At 50.6% G+C, this 22,683-nt stretch carries 20 protein-coding genes; 7 read left to right on the top strand and 13 right to left on the bottom strand.

The genetic code is table 11. The features are described from left to right. The first annotated feature begins 145 nt into the window (after positions 1-145). Positions 146-1,153: a nucleoid-associated protein YejK gene (gene yejK / locus FEK46_RS10450; protein WP_130207118.1), complete on the top strand. Its 1,008-nt coding sequence runs from the start codon at positions 146-148 to the stop codon at positions 1,151-1,153. Positions 1,154-1,303: 150 nt separating this feature from the next. Here the strand turns inward: yejK and rplY are convergent, their stop codons facing one another. Together rplY and FEK46_RS10440 are read right to left on the bottom strand one after the other, a co-directional pair. Continuing rightward, positions 1,304-1,588: a 50S ribosomal protein L25 gene (gene rplY / locus FEK46_RS10445; protein ID WP_000494183.1), complete on the bottom strand. Its 285-nt coding sequence runs from the start codon at positions 1,586-1,588 to the stop codon at positions 1,304-1,306. Between the two features lie 124 nt (positions 1,589-1,712). Continuing rightward, positions 1,713-3,473, bottom strand: coding sequence for a DEAD/DEAH box helicase (locus FEK46_RS10440; RefSeq protein WP_135559373.1), 1,761 nt, complete (start codon positions 3,471-3,473; stop codon positions 1,713-1,715). A gap of 149 nt (positions 3,474-3,622) precedes the next feature. Between FEK46_RS10440 and rsuA the strand changes: the two genes are divergently transcribed. The 3 genes from rsuA (at position 3,623) to FEK46_RS10420 (ending at position 6,213) form a co-directional block, all read left to right on the top strand. Next, entirely contained in the window at positions 3,623-4,318 is a 696-nt protein-coding gene (rsuA, locus tag FEK46_RS10435) for a 16S rRNA pseudouridine(516) synthase RsuA (RefSeq protein ID WP_130207114.1), read from the top strand. A 27-nt stretch (positions 4,319-4,345) separates the two neighbouring features. Next, positions 4,346-5,536: a multidrug efflux MFS transporter Bcr gene (gene bcr / locus FEK46_RS10430; protein WP_000213385.1), complete on the top strand. Its 1,191-nt coding sequence runs from the start codon at positions 4,346-4,348 to the stop codon at positions 5,534-5,536. A 332-nt stretch (positions 5,537-5,868) separates the two neighbouring features. After that, complete coding sequence (locus tag FEK46_RS10420; RefSeq protein WP_064526789.1) at positions 5,869-6,213, top strand: YejG family protein; 345 nt, start codon at positions 5,869-5,871, stop codon at positions 6,211-6,213. A gap of 3 nt (positions 6,214-6,216) precedes the next feature. On the opposite strand, the gene yejF is transcribed toward FEK46_RS10420, so the two are convergent. From yejF to yeiP, 10 genes are all read right to left on the bottom strand, one after another. Next, complete coding sequence (gene yejF, locus FEK46_RS10415) at positions 6,217-7,806, bottom strand: microcin C ABC transporter ATP-binding protein YejF (protein WP_135559374.1); 1,590 nt, start codon at positions 7,804-7,806, stop codon at positions 6,217-6,219. Position 7,807: 1 nt separating this feature from the next. After that, the gene (locus FEK46_RS10410; RefSeq protein ID WP_130217098.1) at positions 7,808-8,833 is read right to left on the bottom strand and encodes an ABC transporter permease; all 1,026 of its coding nucleotides are present in this window, start codon (positions 8,831-8,833) and stop codon (positions 7,808-7,810) included. Continuing rightward, entirely contained in the window at positions 8,833-9,927 is a 1,095-nt protein-coding gene (locus FEK46_RS10405) for a microcin C ABC transporter permease YejB (RefSeq protein WP_135559375.1), read from the bottom strand. The genes FEK46_RS10410 and FEK46_RS10405 overlap by 1 nt, the downstream gene beginning before the upstream one ends. Further along, positions 9,928-11,742: an extracellular solute-binding protein gene (locus FEK46_RS10400; RefSeq protein ID WP_130207106.1), complete on the bottom strand. Its 1,815-nt coding sequence runs from the start codon at positions 11,740-11,742 to the stop codon at positions 9,928-9,930. It abuts the gene before it with no gap. A gap of 81 nt (positions 11,743-11,823) precedes the next feature. Beyond that, positions 11,824-13,380: a cyclic di-GMP phosphodiesterase gene (locus FEK46_RS10395; RefSeq protein ID WP_135559376.1), complete on the bottom strand. Its 1,557-nt coding sequence runs from the start codon at positions 13,378-13,380 to the stop codon at positions 11,824-11,826. 182 nt (positions 13,381-13,562) lie between these two features. Continuing rightward, positions 13,563-14,129, bottom strand: a complete 567-nt coding sequence (gene mepS / locus FEK46_RS10390) for a bifunctional murein DD-endopeptidase/murein LD-carboxypeptidase (RefSeq protein ID WP_000241011.1) — start codon at positions 14,127-14,129, stop codon at positions 13,563-13,565. Between the two features lie 421 nt (positions 14,130-14,550). Continuing rightward, a complete protein-coding gene (gene lpxT / locus FEK46_RS10385; protein ID WP_130207102.1) occupies positions 14,551-15,255 on the bottom strand; it encodes a Kdo(2)-lipid A phosphotransferase in 705 nt (234 codons plus the stop codon). 38 nt (positions 15,256-15,293) lie between these two features. Beyond that, positions 15,294-16,280 (bottom strand): zinc-binding GTPase YeiR, encoded by a 987-nt coding sequence (yeiR, locus tag FEK46_RS10380; protein WP_130260504.1) that lies wholly within the window; start codon positions 16,278-16,280, stop codon positions 15,294-15,296. Between the two features lie 118 nt (positions 16,281-16,398). Next, the gene (locus FEK46_RS10375) at positions 16,399-17,865 is read right to left on the bottom strand and encodes a mannitol dehydrogenase family protein (protein ID WP_135559377.1); all 1,467 of its coding nucleotides are present in this window, start codon (positions 17,863-17,865) and stop codon (positions 16,399-16,401) included. A gap of 221 nt (positions 17,866-18,086) precedes the next feature. Next, complete coding sequence (gene yeiP / locus FEK46_RS10370) at positions 18,087-18,659, bottom strand: elongation factor P-like protein YeiP (protein WP_001136827.1); 573 nt, start codon at positions 18,657-18,659, stop codon at positions 18,087-18,089. Positions 18,660-18,813: 154 nt separating this feature from the next. Between yeiP and FEK46_RS10365 the strand changes: the two genes are divergently transcribed. Continuing rightward, complete coding sequence (locus tag FEK46_RS10365; protein WP_064526801.1) at positions 18,814-19,068, top strand: YkgJ family cysteine cluster protein; 255 nt, start codon at positions 18,814-18,816, stop codon at positions 19,066-19,068. Here FEK46_RS10365 and setB read toward each other — a convergent pair. Next, positions 19,065-20,246 (bottom strand): sugar efflux transporter SetB, encoded by a 1,182-nt coding sequence (gene setB, locus FEK46_RS10360; RefSeq protein WP_130207096.1) that lies wholly within the window; start codon positions 20,244-20,246, stop codon positions 19,065-19,067. The two genes, FEK46_RS10365 and setB, sit on opposite strands and share 4 nt — an antisense overlap. A 367-nt stretch (positions 20,247-20,613) precedes the next feature. Here setB and fruB point away from each other — a divergent pair, with 367 nt between their 5' ends. Further along, positions 20,614-21,744 carry a fused PTS fructose transporter subunit IIA/HPr protein gene (gene fruB / locus FEK46_RS10355; protein WP_130207094.1) on the top strand — a complete coding sequence of 377 codons (1,131 nt, stop codon included), beginning with the start codon at positions 20,614-20,616 and terminating at the stop codon, positions 21,742-21,744. Beyond that, entirely contained in the window at positions 21,744-22,682 is a 939-nt protein-coding gene (gene fruK, locus FEK46_RS10350; RefSeq protein WP_000091270.1) for a 1-phosphofructokinase, read from the top strand. The genes fruB and fruK overlap by 1 nt, the downstream gene beginning before the upstream one ends. The last annotated feature ends 1 nt before the right edge of the window (position 22,683 follow it).

Raw genomic sequence — 22,683 nt, 5'->3', positions numbered from 1 at the left:
TTACCGTAGCAACGGTTTTTTTTCTGCTTTTTTATGCTTTCAATCATTCTCCTTACGCAGTCTTCTGTAAAATGGCCGCCAACTTTTATTGCGTCGCTTTACCGGTGGTGGTTGAATACCGCCCGGTCTTAAAGGAGAGTTTATCATGAGTCTGGATATCAACCAGATTGCTCTGCACCAGCTTATCAAGCGTGATGAGCAGAACCTTGAGCTGGTGTTGCGCGATTCATTGCTGGAACCGACGGAAACCGTCGTTGAGATGGTGGCAGAGTTGCATCGGGTCTATAGCGCCAAGAACAAAGCCTACGGATTGTTCAGCGAAGAGAGTGAACTGGCGCAGACGCTGCGCTTGCAACGTCAGGGCGAAGAGGACTTTCTGGCATTTAGCCGCGCGGCAACCGGTCGCCTGCGTGACGAATTGGCAAAATATCCATTTGCTGATGGCGGTTTCGTCCTGTTTTGCCACTATCGTTATCTGGCAGTTGAGTATTTGCTGATTTGCGTGCTGAGCAATCTAAGCAGTATGCGCGTCAACGAAAATCTCGACATCAACCCGACCCATTATCTTGATATCAATCATGCGGATATTGTGGCGCGTATTGATTTAACTGAGTGGGAAACCAATCCGGAATCGACCCGCTATCTGACTTTCCTGAAAGGGCGAGTCGGACGCAAAGTCGCCGATTTCTTTATGGATTTCCTCGGTGCCAGCGAAGGGTTGAACGCGAAAGCGCAAAACCGCGGTCTGTTGCAAGCGGTCGACGACTTCACCGCAGAAGCGCAACTGGATAAAGCAGAACGGCAGAACGTTCGCCAGCAAGTTTATAGCTATTGTAATGAGCAATTGCAGGCGGGCGAGGAGATTGAACTGGAGTCGCTGTCAAAAGAGTTGGCGGGCGTCAGCGAAGTGAGCTTCACGGAGTTTGCTGCTGAAAAAGGGTATGAACTGGAAGAGAGCTTCCCGGCAGACCGCAGCACGCTGCGTCAGTTGACGAAGTTTGCCGGTAGCGGCGGTGGCTTGACCATTAACTTTGATGCGATGCTGTTAGGTGAACGCATCTTCTGGGATCCAGCGACCGATACGCTGACCATTAAAGGTACGCCGCCAAACCTGCGTGATCAATTGCAGCGTCGGACCTCTGGCGGCAATTAATCGGGGTTGTGTTATGAATGTCAGATGCGGCGTGAACGCCTTATCTGGCCTACCCAAAATAGCAATGCCGTAATCAGGCATTGCAAAGAAGCTAATCTGCAGATACAAAAAACCCCGCCGGAGCGGGGTTTTTTACAACTTATTCAGCGATTAAGCGCGAACGAAGTCGATGTGCTGCAGCTTCGGTTTGTACGGATGACGCTGTACGTCCTGAGCTTTAACTTTGATTTCTTTACCGTCAACAACGATGGTCAGAACTTCGCTGTAGAATTCAGCTTTAGCTTGCATGTTCATGACTTTGTCGTGATCCAGCTCGATAGCCAGCGGCGCTTCTTTGCCACCGTAGATGATTGCCGGGAACTTGTTAGCGGCACGCAGGCGGCGGCTCGCACCCTTACCCTGCTCTTTACGTACTTCTGCGTTGATAGTAAACATTTCTTTCTCTCTTAAATGATTCCTGCTACAGGCGACCCAGCAACAGGTAAGTGATCTGCTTTGCGTATGCAAAAGCGGGCGAGATTCTATACTCAATCGCCTTATACATCAATCAAAACTACCATTAACCGCGTAATTCGTGCGCCCGCCGAAAACGACCTTCGTAATCGAATATTTTTTCACGCACCTGCCAGTACTGGCCTTTCATTCGTGCGACGACAAAATCCGGATGGCGCAATAAGGCTTGTTGGGCGAGGATATCGGCAGCGGTGATCCAGCGCAAAGGGATGCCCGGTGTACGCGTATGTGGGCGGATAAAAAGCTGCTCGAAGGCAGTACGCTGGGCGGGCGTTTGCAGACGGAAACGCTCACTCACATCAGCGCCGTCTTCATCGTAATAGGTGATTTTCAACCATTCGCCTTTCTCGTCGTGCCCATGCTGCAAAGACATGCCGCTACAGCGTAATACCAGCGCGTCTTTCAGTCGTAGCGCCGCTTTTAACATATCATCCGGGTCAACCAGAATGGTGTCACATTCGCGGCAACGGCGGGCGGCAATATCGTTTTCCGCGTTACATTGCGGACAATTTTTAAAACGGAAACGGAAGTCACACTGTTCGCGATGGCCGTCGCCATCTTCAAACCATCCCTGACAGCGGCGACCAAAGTGTTCAATCAATGTCCCATCGGCGGTAGTTTTGCCCCAAAAGGTGTTGGCAAAGCCACAGGCAGGGCAGAAAACCTGCACCGGGACGTTGTCACTTTTGCCTTTCGGTGTACCAACTTCCGGTGCGTAGAGGTCATGAGGATTGCCCGCATAATCGAGAATTAAGCAATCTGTTTTACCCTGCGCCAGACGCAGACCGCGCCCGACAATTTGTTGGTAAAGACTCACTGATTCGGTAGGGCGCAGAATGGCGATAAGATCGACGTGTGGGGCGTCAAATCCGGTGGTCAGCACCGCAACATTGACCAGATAGCGAAAACGTTGGGCTTTAAAATCTTCAATTAATACATCGCGCTCAGCGCCGGGCGTGTCGCCAGTAATCAGTGCAGCATCTTCTGCGGGTAGCAAACCGACAATCTCTTTTGCGTGTTCAACCGTCGCGGCGAAAATCATCACCCCTTTACGCTTTTCGGCGAACTCCATAATCTGGCTGATGATGTGCGGTGTAATGCGTTGCTGTTTTTTCAGCTCTCGGTTGAGATCAGCTTCGCTGAACAGCCCGTTACTCTGTGCCTGCAAGCGGCTGAAATCGTATTGCACTACCGGCATATCCAGCCGTTCTGGTGGCGTCAGATAGCCGTGTTTAATCATATAACGCAGCGGTAGCTCATAAATGCAGTCACGGAAAAGGGCTTTCTCATCGCCGCGTACCATGCCGTGATAATGAAACTGGTAAATCCAGCCTTTGCCCAGCCGAAAGGGCGTGGCAGTCAGCCCCAGCAGGCGTAAGTGGGGATTCACTTTTGTCAGGTGAGTGAGGATTTGCTGATACTGGCTCTCTTCGTCGTCACCAATACGGTGGCATTCATCGACAATCAACAGCGAAAATTCACCCTGAAAGGCATCAAGATTACGGGCGACCGATTGCACGCTGCCAAATACCACTTTACCGTGGCTCTCCTTGCGTTTTAGCCCGGCGGCAAAAATATCGGCTTCCAGCCCCAACGCCTGGTATTTAGCATGGTTCTGCGCCACCAGTTCTTTGACGTGTGCCAGCACCAGAACTCGACCACGCGCCAGCCGTGCCAGTTCGGCAATCACCAGGCTTTTACCTGCTCCGGTAGGCAGCACGATAACGGCAGGGGTTTTATGACGACGAAAATGGTTGAGCGTGGCATCCACGGCTTCTTGCTGGTATGGACGAAGTGTAAAAATCATGGTTTAGCGTAGGTAGATTAATCTGCTAATAGTATGCCACGGATCTTTTTCCCTTGAGGGAAGTTATTAGACCGCTATACTGGGCAGACAACAGTTCTGATTTTCGGGTCTATGCCCGACCTCCGTTTTTTACAGGCAAAATCACACACATGCGACTTGATAAATTTATCGCACAGCAACTCGGTGTTAGCCGTGCTATTGCCGGGCGTGAAATCCGCGGCAATCGTGTCACCGTCGATGGCGAAATCGTCCGCAATGCAGCGTTCAAACTGCTCCCTGAGCACGATGTAGCTTATGACGGCAATCCGCTGGCGCAGCAACACGGCCCGCGTTATTTCATGCTCAACAAGCCCCAGGGCTATGTTTGCTCAACTGATGACCCGGATCACCCAACGGTGCTCTATTTTCTGGATGAACCTGTGGCGTGGAAACTGCACGCGGCGGGGCGGTTGGATATTGACACCACCGGTCTGGTGCTGATGACTGACGACGGTCAGTGGTCGCATCGCATTACTTCTCCGCGTCATCATTGCGAGAAGACCTATCTGGTGACGCTTGAATCACCCGTAGCTGACGATACGGCAGAGCAATTTGCTAAAGGCGTACAGCTGCATAACGAAAAAGATCTCACTAAGCCAGCGGTGCTGGAAGTGATTACCCCTACGCAGGTCCGTCTGACCATCAGTGAAGGGCGTTATCATCAGGTTAAACGCATGTTCGCCGCCGTGGGTAACCACGTGGTTGAGCTGCATCGTGAACGCATTGGCGGTATTACTCTGGATGAAGATTTAGCCCCAGGTGAATATCGTCCATTAACTGCAGAAGAAATTGCCAGCGTCGGTTAACACTTTCATTTTATTCAGGAGCTCGTTGTGACCACTCGACAGCATTCGTCGTTTGCTATTGTCTTTATCCTTGGCCTTTTGGCCATGTTAATGCCGCTGTCGATTGATATGTATCTGCCCGCGCTGCCAGTGATTTCAGCGCAGTTTGGTGTGCCAGCGGGCAGCACGCAGATGACCCTGAGTACTTATATTCTGGGTTTTGCGTTGGGGCAGTTAATCTACGGGCCGATGGCGGATAGCTTCGGGCGCAAGCCGGTTGTCCTCGGTGGTACGCTGGTGTTTGCCGCGGCGGCGGTGGCGTGCGCGCTGGCGCAAACCATCGATCAGCTGATTGTGATGCGTTTCTTCCACGGTCTGGCGGCGGCTGCGGCCAGCGTGGTTATCAACGCTTTGATGCGCGATATCTACCCGAAAGAAGAGTTCTCGCGGATGATGTCGTTTGTCATGCTGGTGACCACCATTGCACCGTTGATGGCACCGATTGTTGGTGGTTGGGTGCTGGTGTGGTTGAGCTGGCATTACATCTTCTGGATCCTCGCTGTGGCGGCAATTCTGGCTTCGGCAATGATCTTCTTCCTGATCAAAGAAACGTTACCGCCGGAGCGTCGCCAACCGTTCCACATTCGTACCACTATCGGTAACTTTGCTGCGCTGTTCCGCCATAAGCGTGTCCTGAGTTATATGCTGGCCAGTGGTTTCAGCTTTGCCGGGATGTTCTCGTTCTTAAGCGCCGGACCGTTTGTTTACATTGAAATCAACCACGTTGCGCCGGAAAACTTTGGTTATTACTTTGCGCTAAACATTGTTTTCCTGTTCGTGATGACCATCTTTAACAGCCGCTTCGTTCGCCGTATTGGTGCGTTAAATATGTTCCGCTCGGGGTTGTGGATACAATTTATTATGGCGGCGTGGATGGTTATCAGCGCGCTACTGGGGCTGGGATTCTGGTCGCTGGTGGTTGGCGTTGCGGCGTTTGTGGGCTGCGTATCGATGGTGTCTTCTAACGCGATGGCGGTCATTCTGGATGAGTTCCCCCATATGGCGGGAACTGCGTCGTCGCTGGCAGGAACCTTCCGTTTTGGTATTGGCGCCATTGTTGGCGCACTGCTTTCGCTGGCGACGTTTAACTCTGCATGGCCAATGATCTGGTCCATTGCTTTCTGTGCGACCAGTTCCATTCTCTTCTGTCTTTACGCCAGTCGACCGAAAAAACGGTGATCTATTGCACAACGGGGAAGCTAAAAGGCTTCCTTTGTTGATGCATGTCAACCGCAAATCTATCATTCCCCCGATATATGTTTATTTTATGTAAACTCAATTTATGTAAAAAGTCACATCATTGTAGTTAAAAAGGTTGAGTTAGATCGCAGAAACGGGTACATATAGCCCCGCAAACGTGACCACGCCCGCAGATATCATTTAAATCAGAACAATAGCGGCCACGCAGGCGAGGCATCAATCTTTACGATCTGTTGAAGGTCAGATTGTTGATGGTGTGTTAAAATTAATGTAAATAAATTGTGAAGTAAATGTGCTTCCGGGGAAAATAAGTGACTTCATTACAACTCTCAATCGTCCATCGACTGCCGCAGAACTATCGTTGGTCTGCAGGTTTCGCAGGTTCGAAAGTTGAACCGATTCCGCAAAATGGACAGTGCGGCGACAACAGCCTGGTGGCGCTTAAATTACTTAGCCCTGATGGCGATAACGCATGGTCGGTGATGTACAAACTCAGCCAGGCATTAAGCGATATTGAAGTTCCGTGCTCTGTTCTCGAGTGCGAAGGTGAGCCATGTCTGTTTGTGAATCGTCAGGACGAGTTTGCGGCGACGTGTCGACTGAAAAATTTTGGTGTGGCCATTGCCGAACCTTTCTCAAACTACAATCCATTTTAAGCGTCAGCTCAACGCCAGTAGCTGACGCGTATACTCCTGCTGCGGTGCGGCAAACACGCGCGCGCACGGTCCTTGTTCCACCACTTCTCCCTGTCGCAGCACGATAACCTGATGACACAACGCGCGGACAACGTGCAAATCATGGCTGATAAACAAATAGGCCAGTTGATGCTTTTGTTGCAATGATTTCAATAGCGTCAATATTTGCGCTTGTACCGTTTTGTCGAGCGATGATGTCGGTTCATCAAGAATGATCAGCGAAGGCTTAAGAATCAATGCCCTGGCAATCGCAATACGTTGCCGCTGACCACCCGAGAATTCCGCCGGATAACGGTGGCGCGTTTCAGGATCTAACCCCACTTCATGCATCACGGCTATCACTTGTTCTTCGCGTTGCACGGCAGAGAGCGTCGGCTGGTGAACCCGTAACCCTTCCTCAATAATCTGCAACACGTTGAGTCGTGGGTTGAGCGAGGAGTTTGGATCCTGAAATACCACCTGAATGCGATGGCGAATGGGCAATAGCTGGCGACGAGTTAAATTTTGTAATGGCTGACCGTCAAAAACGATGTTGCCCTGAGAGTTAATCAACCGCAGTAGCGCCAGCCCCGTTGTGCTTTTACCGGAACCAGACTCGCCTACTAAGCCCAGCGTTTCACCCGCCCGCAGCGTAAAACTGATGTTTTTGACGACCACGTTATGATCGACGACACGTTTCAGTAGCCCTTTGCGAATGGGGAAGGCGACCTGAAGCTGTTCAACATCAAGCAACGTTGAGGCCGGTTCTGGCAACGGCACCGGGTCGCCTGACGGTTCACTGTTGAGTAGTTTTTGCGTGTAAGGATGTTCAGGGGAGGCAAAGAGCGTAACGGCGTTATTTTGCTCCACACAGCGACCATTTTGCATTACCGCCACGCGGTGGGCCAGTTTTCTGACAATACTGAGGCTATGAGTAATAAACAGCATCCCCATATTCAGCTCGCCTTGCAGTTCGCGCAACAGCTGCAAAATCTGCGCCTGGACAGAGACGTCCAGTGCGGTGGTTGGTTCATCGGCAATTAATAATTCTGGTCGCGTTAACAGCGCCATCGCAATCATCACCCGCTGGCGTTCACCGCCGGAGAGCTGATGCGGGTAATCTGTCAGCCGCTTTGCCACTTGGCGGATACCGACGCGATCAAGGCAGTTAAGAATTTCGCCACGAGCCGCTTCCCGACGCATTCCGCGGTGGAGTGAAAGCACTTCATAAAGCTGTTTTTCAAGGGTATGCAATGGGTTTAACGACACCATCGGTTCCTGGAAAATCATGGCAATCTTATTACCGCGTACGCCACGCAATGTTTGCTCGCTGGCATGAAGCAGCGATTCGCCATGAAAACGGATATCGCCAGAGAGATATTCAACCGGTGGGGAAGGGAGCAGACGTAAAATTGACAGCGCGGTAACGCTTTTGCCAGAACCTGACTCACCCACCAGCGCCAGCGTTTCGCCAGCCTCAATGTGTAGTGAAACATCATTCACTACGGTACGAACAGTTTGCTGATGGCGAAAACCCACCGACAAATTTTCAATCGCTAACAGAGTTTGCGTCATGTTACACCGCCTTATTAGGATCAAATGCGTCGCGGACTGCTTCACCAATAAAGATCAGCAAAGACAACAATATCGCCACCGACAAGAAGGCAGTGATCCCAAGCCACGGAGCCTGAAGGTTATTTTTCCCTTGTAGCAGCAGTTCGCCGAGTGATGGTGAACCGAGCGGCAGACCGAAGCCGAGGAAATCGAGCGAGGTCAGGGTGGTTATCGAACTACATAAAATAAACGGTAAAAAGGTGAGAGTAGCGACCATGGCATTCGGCAACATATGACGCAGGATGATACTGCGATCGCTGACGCCAAGCGCCTGCGCTGCGCGGATGTAGTCGAAATTACGGGTACGTAAAAACTCAGCCCGCACCACGCCGACCAGACTCATCCAGCCAAATAAGACAGTAATTGCCAGCAGCCACCAGAAATTAGGCTGTACGACGCTGGAAAGTAAAATAATCAAAAACAGCGTCGGCATCCCCGACCATACTTCAATAAAGCGTTGCCCCCAGAGATCGACTTTACCGCCGTAATAGCCTTGCAGCGCCCCCGCCAGCACGCCCATTACACTGGAGCAGAGTGTCAACATCAGACCAAACAGAACCGAGATCCGCGTGCCATACAGAATGCGCGCCAGCACATCGCCACCGTTGGCATCCGTTCCCAGCCAGTTTTGCCGGGAAGGTGGGGAGGGGAAGGGCTTGTCAGTGGAAAAGTTGATACTGGTAGCGCCAAAGCGAATCGGCGCCCATAGTACCCAGCCTTTATCTTCCAGCCGTTGTTTCAGCCACGGGTCCTGATAATCAGCCTGACTTGCCAGCGGGCCGCCAAAATCACTCTCACTGTAGTTTTTCAGCAACGGGAAATACCAGCTGCCGTCATAACGTACCAGCAATGGCTTATCGTTGGCGATCAGTTCAGAACACAAACTCAAACCAAACAAGATGAGGAAAATCCATAACGACCAGTAGCCGCGGCGATTATGACGAAAACGCGCCCAACGGGCCTGATTGACGGGGCTGAGTCGCGACATTAGCGTCCCTCAAAATCAATACGAGGATCGACCAGCGTATAGCTGATATCACTGACAATATTCAGCAGCAGGCCAATCAGGGTGAAAATGTACAGGGTGCCAAACATCACCGGATAATCGCGCGAGACGGTCGCTTCGTAGCCCAGTAAACCGAGGCCATTGAGCGAAAACATCACTTCAATTAACAGAGAGCCGGTGAAAAACATGCTGATAAACGTCGCCGGAAAACCGGCAATCACCAGCAGCATGGCGTTGCGGAACACATGTTTCCAGAGAATATTTTTTTCGCTTACCCCTTTCGCACGCGCGGTCACCACGTATTGCTTACGCACTTCATCAAGGAATGAGTTTTTTGTCAGCATGGTCAGCGCCGCAAAGCCGCCAATCACCGTAGCCAGCACCGGCAGCGTGATATGCCACAGATAATCCGTGATTTTCTGATACCACGGCAGCGAATCAAAGTTAGCGGAAACCAGGCCGCGTAGAGGGAACAGGTCGAAATAGCTGCCGCCCGCGAAGAAGACAATCAGCAGGATGGCGAACAAAAAGGCTGGAATGGCGTAGCCGATGATGATAAATGCGCTGCTCCAGACATCAAAGCGGCTGCCGTTATAAACGGCTTTGCGAATACCCAGCGGAATCGACACCAGATAGATAATCAGCGTGCTCCACAATCCGAGGGTGATGGAAACAGGCAGACTGTCTTTAATCAGCGCCAGCACCGAGGTGCTGCGAAACAGGCTGTCGCCAAAATCAAAGCGAATGTAGTCCCAAAGCATTTTGAAGTAACGTTCGTGGATCGGCTTATCGAAACCGTAGCGATGCGTGATCTCAGCGATCACTTCGGGATCTAACCCGCGTCCGCCACGGTAATTACTGTCGCTGATATTGCCGACGCCCGTTTGCGCATGGCTGGCACGAACGCCTTCGCCGCCTGCGCCGGGTAATACTCCGGCATTACCAAACTCAATGGCGGCGATGGCCTGGTCGACGGGGCCGCCAGGCGCAATTTGCACGATGAAAAAGTTGATGGTGATAATCGCCCATAATGTTGGGATCACCAGCAACAGACGGCGAATCAGGTAAGCGCCCATCTACTCTCCCTGTTTGCTGGCGGACGGCAGTTTGGCCGCTTTATTGACGTCATACCACCAGGTATCGATACCGAGGCTATAGATGGGGCGCACGGCTGGCTGGGAGAATTTATCCCACCAGGCGAGACGGTCTTCCGCCATGTACCACATCGGCAACATGTAATAATTCCACGTTAATACGCGATCCAGGGCGCGCCCCAGAGGCAGCAATTTTTCTTTATTTCCCTGGGCGGCAATAATTTGATTAATTAGCGAGTCGATAACCGGGCTTTGCACGCCGGGGGCATTATAAGTGGAGTTGATATATTCCGATGACCAGGAAATCTGTAAATCGGAACTGGGCCATGGCATCGCCCGCCACACGCGCGGCATCATGTCATAGTCGCGGCTGCGCATTCGGTTGGTGATTTGCGAGTTATCCACCTTGCGAATGTCCATGTTGATACCCAGCCGTTGCAGGCTATGTTGGAACGGCAATACCCACTGACTATTGCTGCTTGCAGGAAGCAATAATTCAAAGCTGAGTGGCTGGCCTGTGGTGGCATTAACGCGTTGCTGACCTTTCAGCACCCAGCCTGCATCGTTGAGAAGTTTGTCGGCTTTTAACAGGTTGTCACGGTCGTAGCCATCGCCTTTGGACACTGGTGGCTGGTAGATTTGCGTGAACACTTCTGGCGGTAGATCTTTTTTCATTGGCGCCAGAAGCACCAGCTCAGCGGCGTCGGGGTAATTTCTGGCCGCGTATTCGGTATTCTGAAAATAACTGTTCGTGCGACTCCAGGCATTGTAAAACAACGCCTTATTCATCCATTCAAAGTCAAAGGCGAGGGTGATGGCTTCCCGGACCCGGCGATCGCTGAATACCGGTCGTTGAATATTAAACGCCAGCCAGCGCGTATCCTGGGCTGATTCGTTCTTTTGCTCATCTTTGATAATGTATTTTTTATCGAAATTCTTACCGGTATAGCGCGTAGCCCAGTTTTTGGCGTCGTTTTCCATACGCAAATCAAAGGCACCGGCTTTAAACGCTTCAAAAGCGACATTATCATCGAGGTAATAATCATAGCGAATGGTATCGAAATTCCAGCGACCACGATTTACCGGTAAATCGGCCGCCCAGTAATCTTTAACGCGAGAATAAACAATATTCTGGCCCATTTTCCAGGATGTAATGCGGTACGGACCACTGGCAAGCGGAGGCGTAGAGAGCGGGTCGCTAAGTTTATGATCCTTCCAGTACTTTTCTGGAAATACCGGCAGCGAAAACAGACTCAGCATATCTTCTTTGCCTGGTTTGGCTAATTCAATACGCACGGTTAATGGCGCTATGGCTTTGACCGTTGTGCCTTTGTATACCAGGCGAAACTGCGGCACGCCCTCGGTCATAAATTTTTGAAAAGTAAACTCAACGTCGCGCGCGGTAATCGGCGAACCATCATGAAAACGGGCGCGCGGATTGATAGCGACTTCTACCCAGGAATAATCGTCAGCATAGCGTGCGCTTTCGGCAATCAGCGGGTAATAACTGCCGGGTTCGTCATCGGAAGTGGTAAATAGCGTGTCGTACAGTTGCTCGGTGCGTGCGCCGGGGTTTCCGCGTAGTGCATAGCGGTTAAAATTATCGAAGGTACCAATGGAGGATAACGTTATTTGCCCGCCCTTCGGCGCAGCGGGATTCACATAATCAAAATGGTTGAAATTAAAAGCATACCGGGGTTCTCCCAGCACCGCAAAGGCATAGCTTTCCTTGATAGCTTGCGCCTGCGCACCGAAGGTGAACAGGGTGATAAACAGCAGCAGTATGCGCACAATCATCTGCAACGGATTTCCTTTTACTCATCATTAGCCGCAATCCGGCATGCTTCAACTATGAATAATAAGGGACACAAGCACACCTTACCACTGCGGCGTATGCGGTTTCTCCAGCCAGCGGACAAAATCATCTATCGGTAAGGGACGGCTAATCCAATAGCCTTGCAGGAAATTAACACCGCGCTCACGTAGCCAGCGCGCCTGTTCCGGTGTTTCGACACCTTCAGCAACCGTCAGCATATTGAGACGTTTCGCCAGCGTGAGCACCGCGTCAAGCACCGGAGATGTGACCGTTTCCGTACCTATAGCATTGATAAACCCACGGTCAATTTTCAGATACTCGAGCGTGAAGCGTTCCAGATAGATAAGCGCACTGTGTCCGGTGCCGAAGTCATCAATAGCAATTTCCACGCCGACAGAGTGCAGCCAGGCGAACAGTTTTGTGGCCTCATGCTCTTTCAGCATATCGCGCTCGGTTATCTCCAGTACAATCTGGAAATGGTGCGCGGGTAGGGAGGCGAGCAGCCGATGTATATCCGCTTTAAAGCTCTCGCTGTGCAGATGTTCCGGTGCGATATTAATGCCAAACTTTATGCCCACCGGCAGTACGTTTTGTAATTCAACCGCATCACGGGCTATAAGCTCAAACAGATGCTGGGTCAGCGGCACGATCATCTTTTGCGATTCGGCATATTGAATGAAGGCATCCGGCGGGATTTCACCTGCAACAGGATGACGCCAGCGTAGCAGCACTTCCAGGCCCGTGACCCGCAGCGTTGGTGTATCAACCACCGGTTGATACACCAGGTAAAATTGCTCACGTTTGATAGCAGCCATAATTTCTCTGCCAGGGCGCATGCGCACACTCATCAGGTAATAGCAGAGCAGGCCAACGACCGTTCCACTCATACCGCCCAGTAAAAACGCATACCACACATCGTTCCATGTCCAGTCATCAGCATAAAGACGCACAGTCAGCGGAATGCCTGTTATTTTGGTTTCGCGTACGGGTTTGCCGGATAACTCACGGACGTTCATCAAATGCGACGAAAATGTCGAAAGCACGGTATCGCCAATAATGAGTGCGATCCCGTCGAAATCTTGCTGACGAGAGCTATAGAGAAGATATGGCGTCAGGTGCAGGTTTAATGCTGCAAAAACGCCGCTATTTTTCAATAAAGGGTTGCGATACCAGATGACGATAGCGGGTTTGTTGGGCACCATTGGCGTGCCTGGCAACATCGCCATATCGACGTCTTTGTTAATATCGAGCGCCGGGATCAACTCATTGAGCGGTATATCCATTTCTCCCGTCGCTGATGAACAAAAGCTCTTTTTATCCTTCACCAGCACAAATGTGCGAACATTCATGCTAAACGCCGCGCGGGCAGTTAGTTCAGGGTTAGCCTGCTGACAGGTATCTAAGGTGAGCGGCTGTAGGCGGTCAGTGGTTAATTTCAGGTCGGCGAAGTAGGTATCGAGATACTTTTGTACGTCGGTAATCAGTGTGTCGTATTTGACTTCGTGTTTATGCCAGGCAACCAAAAACTGAAGACAGCTGACCAGTATTGCAATCATCACGCCCGCAATAATGCAGGTAAGCAGGATCTTACGTCCGGAAGAGGGAGCGCGTATGAACATGGTTCCGTTAATATTCCCGAGATTACGACAACGCTGAAGTGGAAGAGAATGACGGGACTATAGCCTGGTTCAAGGCACGGAAACATCATTTTCTATGATGAATGAAAACAAAAAAGCACTGCTTAAGCAGTGCCTTCAGTTAACTCGTCAGGATAGCCAAGGGATTGCATCCAAACGGTTTATTAGCTGCGGCTAAGAACCCGACGTGCTTCGTTGTAACGCTTTTTCCAGTACGGCTCATTCATGCTGGAAATAATAACACCACTGCTGGTGGAAGCATGAACGAACTGATTGTTGCCGATATAAATACCGACATGGCGTCCAGTTGAACCAGCACGGAACAGAACTAAGTCACCTGTACGCAAATTACTGCGGGAAACTGACTTGCCCATTTCCTGCTGTTCATAAGTTGAACGAGGAAGTTCTAAGCCAAATTGTTCGCGGAATGTACGCTGTACGAAACCAGAACAATCGATACCTTTTTTAGTGCTGCCACCCAGACGATAACGTACGCCTTTCCAGTCAGCATACTGATCCATAATTCGCGATTTTACGTCGACATTACGAACCAGATTTTCAAATTCATCCTGAGAAGCTTGCAGTGATGATGTTTCACTACCCACTGCACGTGTCTCAGGATGCATATTCTTTGCGGTGTTATTTGCACTACATGCAGAAAGCAGAACCGCTACTGCAATCGCGGGAATCCCGCGCAAGATATATCTCAGAATCGGTTGAGATTTGACCATGTTGTTTGTTTTCCCTTGAAGTCCTTAACGACAAATATCGTTATAAAAAAATGCCAAGCGACACGAGACTAATTACCTGGGCACGTTGAAACAATTCCTTAAGGCCAAATCTGTGGACTAACGCACAAAATTATATGCTGTGAGGATAATCTACCGCCGAGGCAAAACGTGTTCGAGATTACCCGATTGACGCGGTCTTGGCGAGCGGTTTTACATGATTTTTTATAAGAAAAAGTGATACAGAAAGTTAATAAACGGGATTGGTCAATTAAAGCACTGTTGTCTAAAAGACGCGCAATCCATTCATTTGCTTAGAGAATGATCATTTCACTTAATGAACGAGAGCAAAGTCGCACATCATCAGGATTATCCCTACTATGAAAATAAACCTGATGATGTTAATTACTGTGAGTTATTTGTTTTATGAATGTTTATTTTTTCCAGGCAGTGATTTGTCAAAAAAGGCGATTAATTGATCACTTAAAGGTGTCATTAGCCACCAGGGCAACCCAATCAATATCACCGTCATGGAACCGACAATGATATCGGTAAACCAATGTGCGCCAATCATCACTCTGGGAAATGCAAAAACCACAAATATAATAAGGGCGATTACTCCTGCGACTTTTCCGAAATATCGCCACATAAAAGCGGAAAAAATAAGCAGCATCATGCCATGATCGCCGGGAAAACTATCTCGTGAGGCATCTTTCGTTGGAACTGATAGCAGTTCGCTGACGCGGTTAATATCTGTAAAGGTCAATGTCGGACTGGCCCGTTTTACCGGAATAAATGCCTGGCCCAACTGGTTTAATACCACTGCGGTTAACAGCATGACCAGACCAATAATCACAATACGCCGTCTGCCGGGTGCGTTTTCTTTCAGCCAGAAACTCAGCATCAGTATTCCCATTGCCAGCAGTGAACAACCGTCGAAGGCGCGATTATTAGTCAACGCAACCAGCCATAAAAGAGTCTTGCTTTCGACCAGTTTCTGATTAAAAAAATAAAAAATATCCGCGTCAATCGGCAACCAGAATCCATGATTGACGGGAATGTACCAGGAAAGAAACAGCGCGAGGCCGACAATATTTAACAGCACTATTTGCGGCAAATTTTTGATCATATTTTCTCTAATTATCTTACTGAAAAACGCAGGCAACCTTACGCGTTGGTCGCTAAACGAAGCTTCAACAGCGCGCTCTGTAAGGCGTTCCAGTCAGTTTCGCTGCTGGAAATCAGCTCAATGCGGCTATCTGGTGGTGCAACGTTTTGCGTTTCAATGTGCAGGTCATCGCCCTGACGGTTGATGCGCACAAGACCTTCTGGTATCCGCATCACGCCTTTTACGCGTCCGACCGGCGCAAGTCGCGCCCATTCCAGAATGCCAATGGTGTCGAACACGGTATCAGCGTCGAATATCCAACCGCAGGCCTGGTGTCCTTGTCCGCTATTCAGACTGCGACGCCAGCGTTGATGCTCTGGCAGGCTTAATGCCGCTAATCCTTTTTTCTCGTTATGTTGATGCGAATGGGCAGCGCTGGCGGGCAACTCAGTTAAATTTCGACGAGGTAAATCGAGAAGATGCCCCTCAATTTGCCCATGATCGCTGTGAATTAATTGCCGTTCGCCACCGTTTTGTTGCCACCAGCGTTGTAACGCTTGCTCGCTTTCTGGCGTAGCACGGTCGGATTTATTGGCGACAATGATGTCTGCGGCAGCCAGTTGATCACGGAAGTTTTCATTACCGACGCTTTTTTCGTCCAGCAGGAGGCGCGGATCGAGAATGCACAACGTGGCGCGCAGATCGATCCACGGTTCATAGACCGGCGCGGTTAACAGATCGAGGATCTGTTTCGGATGACCCAGTCCGGTCGGCTCTATCAGCAAGCGGTCTGGTTTTCCCTGGCGCAATAAGGTATTCAACCCTACCTGCATGGGTAAACCATTAACGCAGCACATGCAGCCGCCGGGGATCTCTTTCAGCAATGCGCCGCTATCGGCGAGCAAAGCACCATCAATTCCGACTTCCCCAAATTCATTAACCAGAACCGCCCATTTTTCGTTGGGATCTTTGTGGGCTAGCAGATGAAGAATAGAGGTTGTTTTCCCGCTGCCGAGAAAACCGGTGATGAGGTTGGTCCTGGTCACAACGGCTCCGCAATAATCAGATGAGTTAACTGTGCGTTAATCCTGGCTAAAAAAGGCGGAAAAGAGAAGAGAGAGGGCGGACGAAGCGATGCTCCATCCGCTTTAACCGCAGAAATCGTTAAATTTTGAGGGTGTTTAATAGCGCCTGATGCGCGCCGAACTGCGCGATTTGTTGCCAGGCTTGTTCGATGGCCTGCACAAAATGCGGGTTATCTGGTAGGTCATCACCGAATACTTCACGCAAAGAAAGCAGGGCGGTGACGCGTTGTTCACTGCTACTGCCCGCAACGAGGTTGTGAATTTTATCGTAAAGCGGATCGCGGACATCGATAGCTTTTCCGGCATCATCTACGCCGCTCACATAGCGCATCCAACCTGCGACGCCTAATGCCAGTAACGGCCAGTTTGTTTCGCGAGCCAGATGGATGCGAATCCCTGCCAACATGCGTTGCGGTAATTTTTGACTGCCATCCATCGCGATTTGCCAGGTCTTATGTTTCAGCGCTGGATTGGCAAAACGTTCAATTAACGTATCCGCATAGTATGTTAAATCGACATCTTTAATCCGTAGCGTTGGCGCTTGCTCATCCAGCATTAATGTTCTGGCGGCATGGCGAAATGCGCGGTCCTGCATGCAATCACTAATATGGGCGAATCCAGCCAGGTAGCCCAGATAAGCGAGAAAAGAGTGGCTGCCATTAAGCATGCGCAGTTTCATCTCTTCCCACGGCAGGACATCATCCACCATTTGTACACCTGCGATTTCCCAGGCTGGGCGCCCTGCGACGAAGTTATCTTCTACCACCCATTGGATAAACGGCTCGCAGCTAATTGCACAGGGATCATTCACGCCCAGATATTGGCTAATTTCTGCCAGTGATTCTTCCGTTGCTGCCGGGACAATGCGGTCGACCATGGTTCCCGGAAAGCTGACGTGTTCTTTTATCCACTCGGCAAGTTCTGGAGAGCGTTTTTCAGCCATCCCCAGCACCGCATTTTTCACCACATGACCATTGTCGGGAATATTATCGCAGGAAAGTACGGTAAACGGCGCAAGGCCACGTTCACGACGGCGTTTCAGCGCTTCGACAAGAATGCCTGGCGCGGAGTGAGGTTCTTCCGGGCTTTGTAAGTCATGAATAATCCGCGAATTATTGGTATCAAGCGCACCGGTGGCCGGGTCGATACAATAACCTTTTTCGGTAATGGTCAGGGACACAATTGCCACCTGCGGTTCGCAAAACTTCTCAATAATCGCCGCTAAGGAATCCAGTTTTGCATTCAGGCATTCATGAACGGCCCCGACAATAATCGCCTGATTGCCGTCTGCGCCTTTCTCCAACACGGTATATAAATGATCCTGTTCGCGAAGTTGGCTCATTAGCCGATCGCCGCTGAACAAACTGATTTCACAGATCCCCCAATCGCTGCTCTGGGCATTCAGCACACGGTCGGTCAGTAACGCCTGATGTGCGCGGTGAAAGGCTCCAAAGCCAAAATGAACGATACGGGATTTCAATTGCTGGCGATCGTAACGTGGAGTGTGAATGTGAGGCGGGAACGTAGTGGAGGCAATTGTGTTCATAGAAGTCACGTCTTAGTAACGATTGATTAACAATGCTAGTGTAAAGTTATATGACAGCAATTGAAATTGGTCTGGATTGTTAATGCGATGAAGTGTGAGGACGATCAATTTACAAGTGAATATTGCAGGCGAAAGGTGTTCAGGAGGCGCAAAATGAAGGATTGGTATAATAAATTAAAAAGGGACAGTCTGAGCTGTCCCTTTTCTGAATGTGGCTGAAGTTAGTCTGCACGCCCCATATAACGGCGTTCTTCGATATGGATACGAATTTTTTCGCCCGGGCTTAAGTATTCTGGTACCTGAATCACCAGGCCGGTGCTTAAGGTCGCCGGTTTGTTACGGGCACTGGCAGAAGCGCCTTTGATGCCAGGAGCGGTTTCAACGATTTCCAGATCAACGGTCTGCGGCAGTTCAAGCGCCAGCAGTTGACCGTCCCAGGTAAGAACCTGCATGTCTGGCATGCCGCCTTCCGGCATAAACAGCAGTTCTTCTTCAATCTGATCTTTGGTGAAGGTATACGGGGTATAGTCTTCTTTATCCATAAAGACATATTCGTTGCCATCGACGTAGGAGAAGTCAACGTAGCGGCGGGTCAGCGTCACGGTATCAACGATATCATCGCCTTTAAAGCGTTCTTCCACTTTCAGTCCGGTACGGACGTCTGAAAAACGCATTTTGTACAGCGTAGCGGCACCGCGGGCGGTAGGCGACTGAATATCAATGTCCTTAACCAGCAGCAGTTTGCCGTTGTAATTCAGTACCATACCTTTTTTAATTTCGTTCGCTCTTGGCATCGAAAAATTCCTGTTGTCGAAAATGTCAAAAATATCGCGACAAACTACTCGCGACGGGCCTTTCAGGCAAGTGGTATTCGCACTTTTGCTGGTGCCAAAAAGGTGGTAATGTGCGCGCTCCTCAATCCGGTGGTTAACCTTAAGAGAACAACGTATGGAATGCCGTCCGGGTTGCGGGGCGTGTTGCACCGCCCCCTCAATCTCCAGTCCTATTCCCGGTATGCCAGATGGCAAGCCCGCCAATACGCCCTGCATTCAGCTTGATGAACAGCAACGCTGTAAAATTTTCACATCTCCACTGCGGCCGAAAGTTTGCGCAGGCTTGCAGGCCAGTGCTGAAATGTGCGGTAACACGCGTCAGCAGGCCATGACCTGGCTTATCGATCTGGAAATGTTGACCGCGCCTTAAACATCTTTAATCCGCAGCAAGCAAAACAGGGTGGCGATAACCATCACCATCGCAAACCAGAACACCGCGTGATAATTCCAGATCTCGGCGACGATGCCCGCCACTGAACCAGCGATGATCCAGCCCACGCGCGACGTATTGGTATAGAGCGTGGTGGCTGAACCTGCCTGACCGGGCATCAGGTCCTGGAAATAGAGCATCCCGATACCGCCCAGAATGCCGATAAAAATAGCATTCAGCAGCTGTAAGCCCAACAGAATGGCAGGTGAATGTGCCATCAGCATACCTGCGTAAAAACAGATGCCACCTACGGCGGCAACGCGCATTAAGAAGCGCTTACCCAGACGTTTGGCAAAATATCCGGCAATCAACATGGTCGGAATTTCCAGCCCGGCTGCGGTCCCCATCATCACGCCCGCCAGTTTCTCAGGAAGATGCAGTTCGTTGATAATAAACAGTGGCATGTTGATGATATACAGACTGTTCGAGCCCCACATCAATGTACAAATCACAAACAACAGCAGTGTATCGCGACGATTACGGCGAGGCGCTTCAACCGTGCCAGTTGCTTGCGGCACCTCTTTTTGCATCGACGGTAAAAACAACCACACCATCACACCGCAGACAATAAACGCCACGGCCGCGCTGAGATACATTACCGTAAAGCTGAATCCCATCGCTAAGGCATACGCCAGCGGCGGGCCAATGACCCACGCTAACGATACCTGGGCGCGTAAAAAAGAGCTGAACATCACCGCTTCACGCCCGGTTTTGTCGGCATGTTCACGAGCAAGAGCAAACATTTGCGGGTTGGCGGTAGAACCAAAGCTGCTTAAAAAAACGCCGACGAATAACAAAACAAAGTAGTTGCGATTCCAGGCAAAAAGGGTACAGGCCAGCATGCCTAACAGGCAGCAAAAGACAATCAGCGATTTACGATCGCCGCGTTTATCAGAGCGTCCGGCGAGAAACTGACTGACCAGAATTCCGATAACGGCGCTGCCGGTAAAGAAGAATCCCACCATCGCCGGGCGCGCGTGCACTTCATCAGTGAGGAAAATACTTAGCGTCGGGGTTTGCAGGGCGCCTGCAATACCGGTGAGAAAGGCAACAATTAAAAACGCCGCTGACGTCAGGTCAAACGATTTCGCGCTGGAAACTGCGGGGGAGTTATGCATGCTGGTCGATCAGTGAAAGATGAAGACGCGGAGTTTACGCTGCCTGTCAGAAAATAAACAGTCAGTGAAATCAAACTCGCTACGAATAATCAAAATGGCATTTCACTCTTGCTGATCCTCAGCTGACGCCGCCGAAATGCTAATGCTGATGGTTAATTTCACTGTCAGCATTTCAGATTTTTGGCAAAAAAATGTGCAGCACATCAAACTTTTGGACATAATTTAGCGGCTTCCCTTGCGTGCTGAAGAAGAAGTATTATTCTTGATTGAAACGTTTCAGCGCGATCTTGTCTTTAATCCTAAGCCAGGTTGGCGCTTTTTTTCTCATAGAGGCTGAATCGTTTCAATTCAGCAAGAGAGGAGAACTATGTTCCAGTTATCCGTACAGGACATCCATCCGGGCGAGAAGGCCGGAGACAAAGAAGAGGCTATTCGCAAGGTCGCCGCGGCGCTGGTGCAAGCCGGTAATGTAGCGGAAGGCTACGTCAATGGCATGCTGGCGCGCGAACAGCAAACCTCAACCTTTCTCGGCAACGGGATTGCTATTCCACACGGTACTACCGACACCCGCGATCAGGTACTGAAAACCGGTGTTCAGGTATTTCAGTTCCCGGAAGGTGTGACATGGGGTGAAGGTCAAGTCGCGTACGTGGCTATCGGTATTGCCGCCAGCTCCGATGAACATCTGGGCTTGCTGCGCCAACTAACCCATGTACTGAGCGATGATTCCGTTGCTGAACAACTGAAGTCAGCAACAACAGCAGAAGAACTTCGCGCATTGCTGATGGGCGAAAAGCAGAGTGAGCAGCTGAAGCTTGATAACGAAATGCTGACACTGGATATCGTTGCCAGTGATTTGCTGACCCTGCAAGCGTTAAACGCCGCTCGTCTGAAAGAAGCGGGCGCAGTTGACGCTACCTTCGTCACCAAAGCCATCAACGAGCAGCCATTAAATCTCGGGCAAGGCATCTGGCTGAGCGATAGCGCCGAAGGTAATCTGCGTAGCGCGATTGCGGTAAGCCGTGCGGCAAATGCTTTTGATGTGGACGGCGAAACGGCTGCCATGCTGGTGAGTGTGGCGATGAATGACGATCAGCCCGTCGCGGTTCTTAAGCGTCTCGCCGATTTGCTGCTCGACAATAAAGCTGACCGCTTGCTGAAAGCAGATGCGGCAACGCTGCTGGCACTGCTGACCAGCGATGATGCGCCGACCGACGACGTGTTAAGCGCGGAGTTTGTGGTGCGCAATGAACACGGCCTGCATGCCCGTCCAGGCACCATGTTGGTCAATACCATTAAACAATTTAACAGTGATATTACCGTGACAAACCTTGATGGCACCGGCAAACCGGCAAACGGACGTAGTCTGATGAAAGTTGTAGCACTTGGCGTTAAGAAAGGTCATCGCCTACGCTTTACCGCCCAGGGACCAGATGCTGAACAGGCGCTGAACGCCATTGGCGACGCCATCGCCGCAGGTCTTGGGGAGGGCGCGTAATGAGCAGACGTGTTGCTACGATCACCCTTAATCCGGCTTATGACCTTGTTGGTTTCTGCCCGGAAATTGAACGCGGCGAAGTGAACCTGGTAAAAACCACCGGTCTGCATGCGGCGGGTAAAGGTATCAACGTTGCCAAAGTTCTGAAAGATCTGGGTATTGATGTCACTGTTGGCGGCTTCCTCGGTAAAGATAACCAGGATGGGTTTCAGCAATTGTTCAGCGAGCTGGGCATTGCCAACCGTTTCCAGGTTGTACAGGGGCGCACCCGTATTAATGTCAAGTTGACGGAAAAAGACGGCGAAGTGACCGACCTCAACTTCTCGGGTTTTGAAGTCACTCCAGCCGACTGGGAACGCTTTGTGACGGATTCTCTGAGTTGGCTTGGTCAGTTCGATATGGTCTGTGTCAGCGGCAGTTTACCATCAGGCGTCAGCCCGGAAGCCTTCACCGACTGGATGACTCGCCTGCGTAGTCAGTGTCCTTGCATTATCTTTGATAGTAGTCGTGAAGCGTTAGTGGCAGGTTTGAAAGCGGCACCGTGGCTGGTGAAACCTAACCGCCGCGAGCTGGAAATCTGGGCTGGCCGTAAACTGCCTGAAATGAAAGATGTGATTGAAGCTGCGCATGCGCTGCGTGAACAAGGTATCGCGCATGTCGTTATTTCACTGGGTGCCGAAGGCGCGCTTTGGGTTAATGCTTCCGGCGAATGGATCGCCAAACCACCGTCAGTCGATGTCGTAAGCACCGTTGGCGCAGGGGATTCTATGGTTGGTGGCCTGATTTATGGCTTGCTGATGCGTGAATCCAGTGAACACACTCTGCGTCTGGCGACAGCTGTTGCTGCCCTGGCGGTAAGTCAAAGCAATGTGGGTATTACCGATCGTCCGCAGTTGGCCGCAATGATGGCGCGCGTCGACTTACAACCTTTTAACTGAC

Origin of the sequence: Escherichia sp. E4736, assembly GCF_005781225.1 — a bacterium.
Lineage (GTDB): Bacteria > Pseudomonadota > Gammaproteobacteria > Enterobacterales > Enterobacteriaceae > Escherichia.
Note: the sequence above shows the minus strand (reverse complement) of the source record. Positions and strands in the feature narration are given on the sequence as shown.

Excerpts from the sequence above, each read along its gene's own strand:
- FEK46_RS10400 (WP_130207106.1), bottom strand. The coding sequence starts at position 11,742 with ATGATTGTGCGCATACTGCTGCTGTTTATCACCCTGTTCACCTTCGGT.
- yejK (WP_130207118.1), top strand. The coding sequence starts at position 146 with ATGAGTCTGGATATCAACCAGATTGCTCTGCACCAGCTTATCAAGCGT.
- FEK46_RS10405 (WP_135559375.1), bottom strand. The coding sequence starts at position 9,927 with ATGGGCGCTTACCTGATTCGCCGTCTGTTGCTGGTGATCCCAACATTA.
- FEK46_RS10395 (WP_135559376.1), bottom strand. The coding sequence starts at position 13,380 with ATGTTCATACGCGCTCCCTCTTCCGGACGTAAGATCCTGCTTACCTGC.
- setB (WP_130207096.1), bottom strand. The coding sequence starts at position 20,246 with ATGCATAACTCCCCCGCAGTTTCCAGCGCGAAATCGTTTGACCTGACG.
- mepS (WP_000241011.1), bottom strand. The coding sequence starts at position 14,129 with ATGGTCAAATCTCAACCGATTCTGAGATATATCTTGCGCGGGATTCCC.
- yejF (WP_135559374.1), bottom strand. The coding sequence starts at position 7,806 with ATGACGCAAACTCTGTTAGCGATTGAAAATTTGTCGGTGGGTTTTCGC.
- rsuA (WP_130207114.1), top strand. The coding sequence starts at position 3,623 with ATGCGACTTGATAAATTTATCGCACAGCAACTCGGTGTTAGCCGTGCT.
- FEK46_RS10375 (WP_135559377.1), bottom strand. The coding sequence starts at position 17,865 with ATGAACACAATTGCCTCCACTACGTTCCCGCCTCACATTCACACTCCA.
- fruB (WP_130207094.1), top strand. The coding sequence starts at position 20,614 with ATGTTCCAGTTATCCGTACAGGACATCCATCCGGGCGAGAAGGCCGGA.
- FEK46_RS10365 (WP_064526801.1), top strand. The coding sequence starts at position 18,814 with ATGGAATGCCGTCCGGGTTGCGGGGCGTGTTGCACCGCCCCCTCAATC.
- fruK (WP_000091270.1), top strand. The coding sequence starts at position 21,744 with ATGAGCAGACGTGTTGCTACGATCACCCTTAATCCGGCTTATGACCTT.
- yeiP (WP_001136827.1), bottom strand. The coding sequence starts at position 18,659 with ATGCCAAGAGCGAACGAAATTAAAAAAGGTATGGTACTGAATTACAAC.
- FEK46_RS10410 (WP_130217098.1), bottom strand. The coding sequence starts at position 8,833 with ATGTCGCGACTCAGCCCCGTCAATCAGGCCCGTTGGGCGCGTTTTCGT.
- FEK46_RS10440 (WP_135559373.1), bottom strand. The coding sequence starts at position 3,473 with ATGATTTTTACACTTCGTCCATACCAGCAAGAAGCCGTGGATGCCACG.
- lpxT (WP_130207102.1), bottom strand. The coding sequence starts at position 15,255 with ATGATCAAAAATTTGCCGCAAATAGTGCTGTTAAATATTGTCGGCCTC.
- rplY (WP_000494183.1), bottom strand. The coding sequence starts at position 1,588 with ATGTTTACTATCAACGCAGAAGTACGTAAAGAGCAGGGTAAGGGTGCG.